This is a genomic window from Allobosea sp. FW305-C-101 (genome assembly GCF_058783685.1).
Genome location: NZ_JBYSYT010000001.1, coordinates 1,552,597 through 1,565,399, shown reverse-complemented (window position 1 = coordinate 1,565,399; position 12,803 = coordinate 1,552,597). Strand labels below are relative to the sequence as shown.

Below are 12,803 nucleotides of genomic sequence, written 5' to 3'. Positions count from 1 at the left end.
CGGGCGGCATCCTTCGAGGCCTGGGCCGAGGCCTTGACCGAGGCCGCGAGCTCCTCGGTCGTGGCGGCGGTCTCCTCTAGCGAGGAGGCCTGCTCCTCGGTGCGCTTCGACAGATCGTCGGCGCCCATGTTGATCTCGCGCGCGGCGAGGCCAACGTCCGCCGAGGTCGTCTGGATCGTCGCCACCGTGTCCGAGAGCCGGTCCACCGTCTCGTTGATCGCGCCCTTCAGGTCGGCGAAGCGGCCGCGATAGGCCGTCTCGACCCGGTTGGTCAGGTCGCCGCCCGCGATCGCCGACAGGGCCTCCGCGAACTCCGTCGTCGCGCCGTCAACAACCGCGTTGATCTCGTTGATGCCCTCGACGAGTTCCTTCAACGGGCCTTCCATGCCGCCGACCTGCGCCTTGCCGGAGAAATTGCCCTCGCGCGCATCGGCGACGATGGTGGCGACTTCGCCCAGCAGCTTCTGGACATGCGCCGCCTGCTCGGCATCGGCGAGCATGGCGAGTTCGCGGTCGCGCCGGTTCTGTTCGAGGGCGAGCGCGTTCTCACGGTAGATTTCGAGCGCGCCGCTCAGCGCGCCGATCTCGTCCGGCGAGGGGGCGGCCGGGATGGCCTTGGCGAAATTGCCCTGCTGCATCTCGTCCAGCGCGGATTTCAGCGAGACCAGCGGCCGCGCGATCCGGCGCTGCACGCCGCGCAGGCTCATCACGCAGATCGCCAGCAGGGTGGCCAGCAGCGCCGCGACGATGCCGAGCTTGATCCAGGCGGCGTTGAGCTTCTTGTCGGTCCGCACGACCATGTCGTCGAGCGACTGGGTGACGGCCGAGACGATGGCGGTGAACGGCGCATTGCACTGCTTCGTCCACTCTTCCGCCGCGATGACGGGACCGGCTCCCTGGCCGAGCTTGCCGATCAGCTCGTCCATCTTGCGGTTCGAGGCCTCGACCTCGGCCGACATCACGCCGACCTTCCGGGCGAGCTCGCTGCCGACGCCGGGGCGGGAGGCGAGCTGCTTCAATGTTTCGCCGGAGGTGTTGGAGACGCCGCGCAATTCGCCGAGCCTGCGGATTTGCGCGGTTTCCAGCGCCTTGCCCGAGCCGAAGACCGGGCGGAGCACCGAGCATTGCGTGCCGTAATTCGAGCGCACGTCCCAGCCGGCCGATTTGAAGCCCTGCAGGTCGGCGAGGATCGGGTCGGCGAGGCGGGCGGCATTGGAGGTCTCGTCCGAGGCCTTGACGATGGCGGCCTCGATCGCGCCGATGCCGTTATACCAGGGCATGGTCGCAGCAAGGCTGCGCTGCGCCTTCGGCTTCGACGCCTCGGCATAGAGATCGGCCATCCGGGCGTCGGTGAGCTTCTGCTGTTGCAGGATGCCGGCGATCAGCTCCTGGCGGCCCGGCAGGCCGGTCTCGCCGAGCTGCGCGACCGCGTCAGCGATGCGGCTGCGATTGCTCTCCTCGATCTGCTTCAGCGTCGCGGCCGGATCGTCGGCGACCTGGATGCTGGTCTGGGCCTGGCCGCGCGCGGTGCGGATCGCGTTGCCGGCGAGCAGCAGGGCCTTGTCGGCCTCGACCAGCTCGGCCAGCTCCATGTTTGTGCGCACATCCGAGATGGACTGGTACGCCATGTAGCCCAGCGCCCCGATGCCGGGCACGCACAGGCACGCCATGGTGGCGACGAGATAGTTCTGGATCGACGAGGGGAAGAATTTCACGGCGGCACTCGGGCGTGACAGGCGGCGATAAGGCGGTGACGAAGGCCGGGGGGCAGGGCGCAGCTGACCTCGTTCCACCGTTTTATTGCCGATTTGATTAAGATTACGCTTAGCGTGTCCCGCGGCTTGCCTTCCGGTTGCGCGACGGGCACGAAAGGGCATGCACCGCCGTCTCGTCTTCGAGGAACCGGTTTCGCGCGCGGCCGTCTGGAGCCGGCGGCTGGCCTGGTTTTCCTGTGCGGTGCTGTTGCTGTCGCTGCTGCTCGTGCGATTGCGGGAACCAAGCATCGAGGGGCTTGCGCCGGTTGCCGGCGCCTATGTTCTCGTGCTCGCGGCGCTCGGCCTCGCCATCCTCGCCTTCATCCGCATCTGGCATTCCGGCCATCGCGGCGTCGGCAAGGCGGCCGGCGCGATGCTGCTGTCGCTCATCCTGCTCGCGCCTGCCGGCTATGTCGCGGTCCGGCTCGTGACCCGGCCGGCCCTCGCCGACGTCTCGACCGATATCGACGATCCGCCCGCCTTCAGCCGCTCGCAGGCTGCGCTGACCGCGCGCGCCGGGCGGGTTCCGCCCGATCTTCCCGCCGAGCGCCGGCGCCTCCAGAGGCAGGCCTATCCCAAGGCCGTGCCGATCCTGCTCGAACTGCCGGCAGACGCTGCCTTCGATCTCGCCAGAAGGGCGGCGCTGGGTCTCGGATGGCAGGTGCTGGAGACGGCGCGGCCGGGTGGGCGTAGCGGGGCCGGGCGGGTCGAGGCCGTCGCGCGCGGCCGCATCCTGCGCTTCTCCGAGGACATCACCATCCGCATTCGGCCGCGCGTCGATGGCAGCCGGATCGATATCCGCTCCGCCTCGCGCCTCGGCAGCCACGATCTCGGCGCGAACGCAGCCCGGATCGCGGCCTTCGCCGACGAGATCGAGCTTCTGACCGAGAGCCGCTGAGGGGGCGCGTCAGGCGAGCCTGTAGCGGCTGGCGAGAGCGGGAATGGCGTCGCTGGACAGGACGCTGCCGCGCAGGACGAGGTCCTCGAGCTGCGCCAGCACCGAGAGCGCGGCAGCCCCGTGCAGGGCCGGCGCCAGGCCCTGATAGATCACCGGCACCATCGCGGCGATCGTCTCGTCGCCTGCGCCGAGCCGGTTGAGGATCGCGGCCTCGCGTTGGCGCCGATGCTGGACGAGCCCGCGCAGGAAGCGCTGCGGCTCGGTGACCGGCCCGCCATGACCCGGCCAGTAGCGGGCATGCTCCAGTCCGCGCAGCTTCTCGATCGAGGCCATATAGGCGGCCATCGAACCGTCGGGGGGCGCGACCACCGAGGTCGACCAGGCCATGACATGGTCACCGGAGAACAGGGTCGCTTCCTCGGCCAGCGTGAAGGCGAGATGGTTGGCGGTGTGGCCCGGCGTCTCGACCGCGGCGAGGCTCCAGCCGGGACCGGAAACGGTGTCGCCGTCGCGCATTTCCTGGTCCGGCGCGAAATCGGTATCGGCGGCGGCGTCGAGCACGCGGCCCTCGCCGAGGCCGAGCTGCCGCGAGGGGCGATGCGGCCCGCATCCTACCACCATGGCGCCGGTCGCGGCCTTCAGTGCCGGCACGGCCGGGGAATGGTCGCGATGCGTGTGCGTGACGACGATATGGCTCACCGTCTCGCCGCGGACCGCCGCCAGCAGGCGCTCGACATGGCCGGCATCGTCAGGACCAGGATCGATGATCGCGACGGTGCCGCGGCCGACGATATAGGAGCAGGTGCCGGTGAAGGTCATCGGCCCGCTATTGCCGGCGATGATCCGGCGGACCAGCGGCGACAGGCTGGCGACCGTGCCGGCTTCCGTCGTCGCGCTGCGGTCGAACGTGATCTCGTCGCTCATCTCGGGCGATACGGCTTCAGCTGGTCGACTTGCCGCTGCAGCTCTTGGTGTCATAGGGGCCGAACAGCGGGCTGAAATTGCCGCATTTGTCGCAGCCGGACAGGAAAACGGCCAGTCCGAGGATGCCGGCAAGGAGGGAAATACGTTTCATGGCCCAACCATTCGATTCATTGCAGCCGTAGTCTAGATGCCGGTCGAGCCGGATGACAGGGGCAACTCGGGCGGGAAAATGCGCTCAAAGTCCGAGATCGGCAAGCCAGCCCAGGATGCAGATCGCGGAAATCGCGATCAGGGCGAGGGTGGCTTTGGCGTCGGTCGGGCAGTCGCGCAGCATGTCGGTCTCCGTTTCGGGGCCGACGCAATAGTCGTGCCGTTTGACGGATGGGTGACGGTCGGCCGAAGCGCCGAGGCCGCGCGCGCCTGCTGAGGCATGAATTGACCGTTCCTTAACGCTGCGCCTTAGCCGCGCATTAAGCGGGCAACTGGATCATCGTCGTCGGAACAGAAGTTCCGGGATTGCCTAGGATGGCACGATGCTGACCGCGATGACGATCATGCTTGGGTGCCTCGGCATCTTCCTCGAACTGGCCGATCGCGCCCCAACCCTCGAATGGCACGATTGAGCGCTGGCGAGGCTTACCCGAACAGCAGGTGCCAGGTGCCGTAGCCGAGCAGAGCGAGCCAGCTCGCCTGCCCGACGACGATGACGCCGGCCAGCAGCAGGGCCACGGCCTGCTCGGAAAGGACCTGAGGTCGGTGGCCTTGTGCCACCCCGAATTCGATCTGTGTCATTGTGGTTCGGTTCCCTTCCTCGTCTCGGGGATTTCGCACATTTCGTGCCAACCGCCGGGAGCCCTCGCCGGCGGCATCGCATCCTTCACAGGCAACCGTTGGCCGGGCATCACCGCCCTGGCGCCTCCACGAGCTCTGGCTGCACTGCAGCGACGATTGCTGCGAATGCGAATGCATTTTGATGTTATTGTCGGTCCAAACGAGAGACGTTCCGGCGTCCGGAGGGTGGAATGCTGACAATCGCGATGTGTTATGCGGCCTGCATCGCTATTTTCCTCGAGATGGCGGATCGGGCTCCGATCATCGAGTGAAACGCCGGGAGCGTGAGCCGACGCTCTGCCCAGGCGGTTTGAACGAGCGCGTCTCTATTGCGCCGACGAAGCGGTCGGCGAACAAGCCCTCTTGATCACCGGTGTTCGATCGCACGATGGACGTGCCGTTTCGTTCATGCCCTTGCCGAAGCCGGGCGATGGGCTCGGGGCGACGTCCGGTGCCTTGCAGGCTTCCCTGAGGTGCGACCCTTGTCCCTGGCGCGTGATTCCTGCTGAGGGGTCAGACGGTCCGGACGTCGATCGCGAGCATTCCGGCATTGCGCGCGGCCTCCAGGCCTTGCGGCGAATCCTCGAAGACGCAGCACTTCGTCGGCTCGATCCCAAGGCGGCGAGCGGCCTCGAGGAACAGGTCCGGCGCGGGTTTCGGCCTGGCAACGTCCTCGATGGTGACGACGGTCGCGAACAGCTTGGTCAGGCCGGTCGCTTCGAGGCAGGCTGAAACGATCTGGCGCGAGCCGCCGGAGGCGACCGCCATCGAAAGGCTGCCCTGGTGGGTCCGGGCAATGCCGGCAATTGCGGTGATCTCCTGCACCGCGGCGATATCCATGAGGAATTTCCGGCGCATCAGGTCGATGACGTGCTCCCGATCGACCGTGACGCCGTGGTCGGCGTCGAACTGGTCCATGAGCGCATGTTCGGAATAGCCGGCGCGTTTCAGATACCAGTCGCGCTCCATGGCCTGCCCGGACGGTTGGAAGCCATGGGCCCAGGCGCTGGCATAGATCGGCAAGGTGTCGACGAGCGTGCCGTCGCAATCGAAGATGAGCGCTTCAATGCTCGCCGGAATGTCGAATGTGCTTGCCATCGGGTGGCTATAGCGCTGACGGCGCGGAACGTTCAAGCCGCAGTCTGGCCTGCTGAAGCCGGTGGATCATCGTGGCCGGCTGGGCGTGAAGCCGCGGGCCGGAAGCACGCGGTGGAAGCACGGCGATGGGGACGCGTGAAACGCTCGGCATACCTGCCGGTCAAAGAAAAAGGCCCCGAAGGGCCGATTTTCTAGTATCTTGATAGATATCGGGAAATTTTGGTCGGAGTGGCAGGATTTGAACCTGCGACCCCCTCGTCCCGAACGAGGTGCTCTACCAGGCTGAGCCACACTCCGATCCGCTGGTGGCCGGCTTATAGCCAGCACGCGGCTTCGGCGCAACAGGCTCTTTGCAGGTTGTGGAGGAATTCTTGCTGCGCCTGCGGGAACAAGGCCGCTTGACGGTTGCGCGTTGCGGCGCCGCGTTCTAGAAGGCGCCGCACATTGGGGCGTCGCCAAGTGGTAAGGCAGCGGTTTTTGGTACCGCCATTCCCAGGTTCGAATCCTGGCGCCCCAGCCAAGCGCTTCTGATCTTTGTAGAAGCGCACCCTGCATAGCCCTTGTGGAAAAGTCGAAGGCGGCGCGTAAGGCTTCCGCCGGGAAACAACGATGCGCGCCGTGCCCTTGCCTCAATCGGGCATTCAAAGGGCCGCGCAGCAAACCACTCAGGCGAGGCGCCCGGCAATCGGGCGGCAATCCCCGCCTGATGAACGCCAGCCAACAATCCGGTTCATGAACCGTTGGCCTGTTGGCGCGTTTAATGTGGTCAGTTCAAGGAGACAGCTTATGCGTAAATTCCTCACCCTCGCCGCTCTGGGCATCGGCATGGCGCTCGCGGCCCCGGCGATGGCCTCGCAGGATCTGCCGGCATCGACTGCCCAGCGGCTGGACCAGCAGGACGCGGAATACACCTGGTCGGCGGCTGCCGAACGGCGCCACATGATCATGCGCGAGACCCAGCGCCAGCAGCGCTATGGTCGCGGCGGCTACGGGCCTGGCCCCCGTCATGGCTATTATGGCCGGGGCTACGGCTATGGTCCGCGCCCTGGATACGGGCCGCGCCCGGGATACTATCGCCGTCATCCTGGCTGGTAAGCGGTCCTCGCCGGCCAAGATTCCTGATGATCAGCGGCCCGGAAACGGGCCGCTTTTCTATTGGAGCTGCGGGGTCGGCAGCGGATTTGCGTCACCATCCCGCCGCCGCAGCATGGCGTGCTCCTCGCGAACGATCTCGCCAATCTCGATGAAATGCTGGGCAAGCGGATTCGTCCTGCGCCAGACCAGCCCGATGCTGCGTGCCGGCCGCGGCTCGGCCAGCCGCGCGATGCTGACCTCGACCGCTGAGGTTTCCGCAGCGATCGCCATTTCCGGGATCAGCGTCACGCCCATGCCGGCGCCGACCATGCGCACCAGCGTCGCCAGCGAACTGCCTTCCATGGGGTCCTGCGCCAACCCCGGTGCCATGTTGCAGAAGGCCAGCGCCTGGTCGCGGAAGCAGTGACCTTCCTCCAGCAGCAGCAGGCGCATCGCGCGCAGGCTTTCGACGCCCGGCGGCGGCCTGTTCTGGTCGGCGAGCGGCCTGACGAGGACGAATTCCTCGTCGAACAGCGGATGATGCTGCAAGGAAGGTTCCGAGGCCGGCAGGGCCATGACGGCGACATCGAGCCCGCCGGAGATCAGGTCTTCCGTCAGCTTGCCGGTAACCGCCTCGCGGGGGCGCAGGTCGACCGCCGGGAAGCGCTCGGTCAATCGCCGGATCACGGCCGGCAGGAGATAGGGCGCGACGGTCGGGATCATGCCAAGCCGCAGGCGGCCGCCCAAGGACGGGTTGGAAGCGCGCGCAAGATCCGCCAATTCGTCGACCGAGCGCAGGATCTGCCGGGCCCGCCCGGCAAAGGTCTCGCCGAGGCTGGTCAGGCGGATCTGGCGGCGATCACGCTCGACCAGTTGCGCGCCGAGCAGATCCTCCAGGTCCTTGATCTGGAGCGACAGCGCCGGCTGGCTGATCGCGCAGGCATCCGCTGCGCGGCCGAAATGCCGATGCTGGGCCAAAGCTGAGAAATAGCGGAGATGCTTGATCGAGATCATTTGAAAAACCTATCGTGATCATTTGAAAATTCAAGTTCTCATTATGATAGCTTTTCCCTAGAACCATTCGAATGGAACGGCGCGGCATCGGCTTCGGGCGGATGCGGGAGGCGCCGTCTTCCGGCGCGAGGCGTCAGGCGCCTTCCGGAAAGACCCGATTCAGCAGGCTCCGAAGGGGGATATCATGGACGGCAGCGACGTGAAGAAGGCCGGCAAGTGCCCGGTCATGCATGGCGGGATGACCCAGACCGGCGGTTCCGTCACCAGCTGGTGGCCGAACGCCCTGAACCTGGACATCCTTCACCAGCAGGACAGCAAGACCAATCCGCTCGGCAAGGACTTCAACTATCGCGAGGAGCTGAAGAAGCTCGACGTCGCCGCGCTGAAGAACGACCTGCGCGCGCTGATGACCGACAGCCAGGAGTGGTGGCCGGCCGACTGGGGCAGCTATGTCGGCACCATGGCCCGCATGACCTGGCATGCCGCCGGCACCTATCGCATCTCCGACGGCCGTGGTGGCGCCGGCACCGGCAACCAGCGCTTCGCGCCGCTGAACTCCTGGCCGGACAACGCCAATACCGACAAGCCGCGCCGCCTGCTCTGGCCGATCAAGAAGAAATACGGCAACCGCGTCAGCTGGGCCGACCTGATCGCGCTCGCCGGCACGATCGCCTATGAGGTCGCGGGCCTGAAGACCTTCGGCTTCGCCTTCGGCCGCGAGGACATCTGGCACCCCGAGAAGGACATCTACTGGGGCGAGGAGAAGGAGTGGCTGGCGCCGAGCGACAATCGCTATGGCGACGTCGCTGATGCCAAGACGCTGGCGAACCCGCTGGCCGCCGTCCAGATGGGCCTGATCTACGTCAACCCGGAAGGCGTGAACGGCAAGCCGGACCCGCTCAAGACCGCCGCGATGATGCGCGAGACCTTCGCCCGCATGGCGATGGACGACGAGGAAACCGTCGCTCTGACCGCCGGCGGCCACACCATCGGCAAGAGCCATGGCAATGGCGATGCGGCCAATCTCAGCCCGTCGCCCGAAGGCGGCTCGCTTGAGGACCAGGGCCTCGGCTGGATGAACCGGAAGGGCCGCGGCATCGGCCGCGATCAGGTCGTCAGCGGCATCGAGGGCGCCTGGACCACCCATCCGACGCGCTGGGACAACGGCTTCTTCGAGATGCTGTTCCGCCATGACTGGGAGCTGCGTAAGTCGCCGGCCGGTGCCTGGCAGTACGAGCCGGTCTCGATCGCCGACGCGGACAGGCCGGTCGACGTGGAGGACGCCGCGATCCGCCACAACCCGATGATGACCGATGCCGACATGGCCCTGAAGGTCGATCCCGCCTACCGGGCGATCTCGGAGCGTTTCCTCAACGATTTCGACGCGTTCTCGGATGCCTTCGCCCGCGCCTGGTTCAAGCTGACCCATCGCGATCTCGGTCCGAAATCGCGTTATTTCGGCCCGGACGTCCCGTCCGAGGAGCTGATCTGGCAGGACCCGGTCCCGGCCGGCCGCGTCGGCTACGATGTCGGCGCCGTCAAGGCGAAGATCGCTGAAAGCGGCCTGTCGACGGCCGATCTCGTCTCGACCGCCTGGGACAGCGCCCGCACCTTCCGCGGCTCGGACAAGCGCGGCGGCAGTAACGGCGCCCGCATCCGCCTCGCTCCCCAGAAGGACTGGGCCGGCAACGAGCCGGCGCGTCTGGCGCGGGTTCTCTCGGTTCTGGAGCCGATTGCAGCGGCGACCGGCGCGAGCGTCGCCGACGTCATCGTGCTCGCCGGCAATGTCGGCGTCGAAAAGGCGGCCAAGGCTGGCGGCTTCGACGTGACCGTGCCCTTCGTGCCCGGCCGTGGCGATGCCACCGCCGCGCAGACCGACGCGGATTCCTTCGCCCCGTTGGAGCCGCTCGCCGACGGTTTCCGCAACTGGCAGAAGGAAGCCTATGTCGTCACCGGCGAGGAAATGCTGCTCGACCGTGCCCAGCTGCTCGGCCTGACGGCAGCGGAGATGACGGTGCTGCTCGGCGGCATGCGCGTGCTCGGCGCCAACCATGGCGGCACGAAGCATGGCGTGTTCACCGACCGTGTCGGCGCGCTGACCAGCGACTTCTTCGCCAACCTCACCGACATGCACTACAGCTGGGTGCCGACCGCTGACGGCCTCTACGAGATCCGCGACCGCAGGACCGGCGCGGTGAAGTGGACCGCCAGCCGCGTCGACCTCGTCTTCGGCTCGAACTCGGTGCTGCGCGCCTATGCCGAGGTCTATGCCCAGGACGACAATGCCCGGAAATTCGTCGACGATTTCGTCGCTGCCTGGGCCAAGGTGATGAACGCCGACCGCGCCGACGCGGCCTGATCGGCATCTCGCCATAACGCTTTGTCATAAGCCCCGTCGGCCCAACCGGCGGGGCTTTTCGTTGGGGTGATGCATTTGGCGAGGCTTGGAGCCTCTCCATGGCTGCGCTAGACAGGCGCATCCGCTGCGGAGGGCTTCGTCCTTGCGTATCATCGTCGAGCGCGCGCTGCGCCAGAACTGGGAGCGCCTGTTCTCCTATGCTCTGCGCCTGAGCGGCAATCGCGACGGCGCGGCCGATCTCCTGCAATCCTGCGCGACCAAGGCGCTCGCTGCCGCACCGCCGGAAGAGGGGGAGCGCGTCCGGGCCTGGCTCTTCGCGATCCTCCGCAATATCTGGATCGACGAGCATCGCCGCGGCGAGACCGGCGCGCTGGCTGCCGAGGAGACGCTCGAAGACGAGCAATGGCGCCATGACGACCGGATGATCGCGGTCATCACCGTCAGGCAGGCGCTGGAGCGTCTCGAGCAGCCTTATCGCGAAGTCATCGAACTGGTCGATCTCGCCGGTTTCCGCTATGGCGAGGCGGCGGATATCCTGGGCGTGCCCGTGGGAACCGTGATGAGCCGCCTCAGCCGGGGGCGGCTTTTGCTTCTGAATGCGATCGAGGGCGGGGCCGTCCGCCCCTTCGCCGCGCGGCAGCGCAAACGAGCCAACGACACGTGACCGATAGCGAACGCCTCTCCTGGACCACGCTCAACGCCTATGTCGACGGCGAGCTGGAGCCCGATCAAGCCGCCAAGGTCGCGGCGGCGCTCGCTCATGACCGCGAGGCTGCGGCGCAGGTCGCGACACTGGCGAAGCTGCGCGCCACCGTCAAAGCTGCATCGCCCATGCCGGCGGCACCGCCTTTCGCGTTGCCGCAAGCCCGCCCGCGCGTCGCGCGCTGGTTGCCCTGGGCTGCCGCCGCCTGTCTCGTATTGCTCGTCGGCGCTGCCTCGCTCGGCATCGGCTACCGGCAATCGCCGGGCTCGTCGCTTTCCGCTGCCGTGGCGGCGCATCAGCTCTGGCTCGCCCAGGCCACGCCCGGCGAGACACCCCGTCTCGGCGTCGAACTCGCCGGTGCCGATGCCGGGGCCTTGCCGGACCTGTCGCTCGCTTCGCTGCGCCTTGTCCATCTCTCGCTCGACCCGGCGGGGCGTCGCGGCGGCGGCATGCTCGCCGGCTATGTCGGCCCCAACGGCTGCCGTGTCGGCCTCTGGATCGCCCCGGTCGAGGCGACGTTGCCGCTCCAGCCGGCGGTGCAGGACCGCGACGGCCTCGCCATCCGCGCCTGGCGCGGCGAGCGGGCGAGCTATGCCCTGCTCGGGCGCGGCATCGATCCGGCCCGCCTCGACGGCATCGCCGCGCTCGTCGCCCGGATCACGCGGGACGAGCCCGGCATCCCGCGCGAGCAGGTCGCGGCGTTGGCCGAGGCGCGCAGCGTTGGTCCTGCCTGCCTCGGCTGAGAATTTTTTTCTCTCGGCTTGGAATAAATCGAAGGCCTGAAGCGTCGTCTCCAGTGAGGAATATGTCCTCGGGAGAAACGCCATGCTCAACGAAGCAGACCTGCGCGAGGGCGCAGCCGATACCGATGCCGTGCCTGCTGCCGGCGCCACCGATACCCCCCGTACATCGCGACGCCTCATTCTCGGCGGCAGCCTCGCCGCCCTGAGCCTCGCTGCCGGCAGTCTCGCCCGCCCGTCTCCTGCCGCCGCGCAAGGCGCCCCGGCCGCCGCGCCGGCCAAGGGCCCGCAGCCATTCGACTATCCCGGCAAGGACAAGGGCCTGACCCTGCTCGGCGACCGCCCGCTCGTCGCCGAGACGCCCGAGAGCCTGCTCGACGACGACACCACGCCGATCTCGAAATTCTTCATCCGCAACAACGGTCAGGTGCCGGAGCCGATCAAGGATGCCGATGGCTGGCAGCTCAAGATCGAGGGCGAGGTCGACAAGCCGCTGACGCTGACGGTCAAGGAGCTGAAATCCCGCTTCAAGCCGCAGACCTTCCGCATGGTGCTGGAATGCGGCGGCAACGGCCGTTCCTTCTATCAGCCGGCCGCACGCGGCAACCAATGGACCAATGGCGGCGCCGGCTGCGCCGAATGGACCGGCGTGCGCCTCGCCGACGTGCTGAAGGCGGCGGGCCTCAAGGCATCCGCCAAGTTCACCGGCCATTACGGTGCCGATCCGCATCTCTCGGGCGACACCACCAAGGACGCGATCTCGCGCGGCATGCCGATCGAGAAGGCGCTGGAGCCGCATTGCCTGATCGTCTGGGCGATGAATGGCGAGCCGCTGCCGCATATCCATGGTGGCCCGCTGCGCCTCGTCGTGCCGGGCTGGCCGGCTTCGCTTTCGTCGAAATGGCTGAACCGCATCCTCGTCCGCGCGACGCCGCATGACGGGCAGGGCATGGGCGGCACCTCCTATCGCGTGCCCACCGTCCCGCTCGTTCCCGGCTCGAATGCCGACGGCAAGACCAATTTCGCCGACCTGACCTCGATGCCGGTGCGCTCGATCATCAGCGCGCCCGCCAACGGCACGCGCCTGCCGGCCACGACGCGCGAGGTCACGCTGCGCGGCGCGGCCTGGGCCGGCGACCACAATATCGCGAAGGTCGAGGTCTCCTTCGATGCCGGCCAGCGCTGGCACGCCATGACGCTCGCCAAGCCGAAGAACCGCTACGACTGGGTGCGCTGGACCGGGAAGCTCAAGCTGCCGAGCGAGGGCTATTTCGAGCTCTGGGCCCGCGCGACCGATTCCCGCAGCGTCGCCCAGCCGCATGTCGCGACGAACTGGAACCCGCAGGGTTACGGCTCCAACCCGCTCCATCGCATCGCCATCATGGTGGGTTGACGATGGTGCTCGCGC

At 67.4% G+C, this 12,803-nt stretch carries 12 protein-coding genes and 2 tRNA genes; 7 read left to right on the top strand and 7 right to left on the bottom strand.

All coding sequences use genetic code 11. From position 1 onward, the window contains the following. The coding region (locus AC3WMA_RS07400) for a HAMP domain-containing protein (protein ID WP_492284714.1) at positions 1-1,715 on the bottom strand (1,715 nt) is incomplete at its 3' end. A gap of 160 nt (positions 1,716-1,875) precedes the next feature. On the opposite strand from AC3WMA_RS07400, the gene AC3WMA_RS07395 reads away from it, so the two are divergent. Further along, positions 1,876-2,652, top strand: a complete 777-nt coding sequence (locus AC3WMA_RS07395; protein WP_492284713.1) for a DUF1499 domain-containing protein — start codon at positions 1,876-1,878, stop codon at positions 2,650-2,652. A 9-nt stretch (positions 2,653-2,661) separates the two neighbouring features. Here the strand turns inward: AC3WMA_RS07395 and AC3WMA_RS07390 are convergent, their stop codons facing one another. The 5 genes from AC3WMA_RS07390 to AC3WMA_RS07370 all read right to left on the bottom strand — a co-directional run bounded on the left by AC3WMA_RS07390 (position 2,662) and on the right by AC3WMA_RS07370 (position 5,802). Beyond that, positions 2,662-3,576, bottom strand: a complete 915-nt coding sequence (locus AC3WMA_RS07390; RefSeq protein ID WP_492284712.1) for an MBL fold metallo-hydrolase — start codon at positions 3,574-3,576, stop codon at positions 2,662-2,664. Between the two features lie 16 nt (positions 3,577-3,592). Further along, positions 3,593-3,727, bottom strand: a complete 135-nt coding sequence (locus tag AC3WMA_RS07385; protein ID WP_492284711.1) for a hypothetical protein — start codon at positions 3,725-3,727, stop codon at positions 3,593-3,595. A 485-nt stretch (positions 3,728-4,212) separates the two neighbouring features. Then, a complete protein-coding gene (locus tag AC3WMA_RS07380) occupies positions 4,213-4,368 on the bottom strand; it encodes a hypothetical protein (protein ID WP_492284710.1) in 156 nt (51 codons plus the stop codon). Between the two features lie 552 nt (positions 4,369-4,920). Beyond that, positions 4,921-5,505 (bottom strand): HAD family hydrolase, encoded by a 585-nt coding sequence (locus tag AC3WMA_RS07375; RefSeq protein WP_492284709.1) that lies wholly within the window; start codon positions 5,503-5,505, stop codon positions 4,921-4,923. A gap of 220 nt (positions 5,506-5,725) precedes the next feature. Further along, a tRNA-Pro gene (locus tag AC3WMA_RS07370) sits at positions 5,726-5,802 on the bottom strand. Between the two features lie 148 nt (positions 5,803-5,950). Here AC3WMA_RS07370 and AC3WMA_RS07365 point away from each other — a divergent pair. Beyond that, positions 5,951-6,025: transfer RNA gene (locus AC3WMA_RS07365), tRNA-Gln, on the top strand. A 266-nt stretch (positions 6,026-6,291) separates the two neighbouring features. Continuing rightward, positions 6,292-6,600, top strand: coding sequence for a hypothetical protein (locus AC3WMA_RS07360; RefSeq protein WP_492284708.1), 309 nt, complete (start codon positions 6,292-6,294; stop codon positions 6,598-6,600). A gap of 57 nt (positions 6,601-6,657) precedes the next feature. Here the strand turns inward: AC3WMA_RS07360 and AC3WMA_RS07355 are convergent, their stop codons facing one another. Beyond that, positions 6,658-7,593, bottom strand: coding sequence for a hydrogen peroxide-inducible genes activator (locus tag AC3WMA_RS07355; RefSeq protein WP_492284707.1), 936 nt, complete (start codon positions 7,591-7,593; stop codon positions 6,658-6,660). 184 nt (positions 7,594-7,777) lie between these two features. Between AC3WMA_RS07355 and katG the strand changes: the two genes are divergently transcribed. The 4 genes from katG to AC3WMA_RS07335 all read left to right on the top strand — a co-directional run bounded on the left by katG (position 7,778) and on the right by AC3WMA_RS07335 (position 12,788). Further along, positions 7,778-9,952, top strand: a complete 2,175-nt coding sequence (gene katG / locus AC3WMA_RS07350) for a catalase/peroxidase HPI (RefSeq protein WP_492284706.1) — start codon at positions 7,778-7,780, stop codon at positions 9,950-9,952. Between the two features lie 142 nt (positions 9,953-10,094). After that, complete coding sequence (locus tag AC3WMA_RS07345; RefSeq protein WP_492284705.1) at positions 10,095-10,616, top strand: sigma-70 family RNA polymerase sigma factor; 522 nt, start codon at positions 10,095-10,097, stop codon at positions 10,614-10,616. Further along, a complete protein-coding gene (locus AC3WMA_RS07340) occupies positions 10,613-11,398 on the top strand; it encodes an anti-sigma factor family protein (protein ID WP_492284704.1) in 786 nt (261 codons plus the stop codon). The genes AC3WMA_RS07345 and AC3WMA_RS07340 overlap by 4 nt, the downstream gene beginning before the upstream one ends. 82 nt (positions 11,399-11,480) lie before the next feature. Then, the gene (locus AC3WMA_RS07335; protein WP_492284703.1) at positions 11,481-12,788 is read left to right on the top strand and encodes a sulfite oxidase; all 1,308 of its coding nucleotides are present in this window, start codon (positions 11,481-11,483) and stop codon (positions 12,786-12,788) included. Positions 12,789-12,803 lie beyond the last annotated feature (15 nt).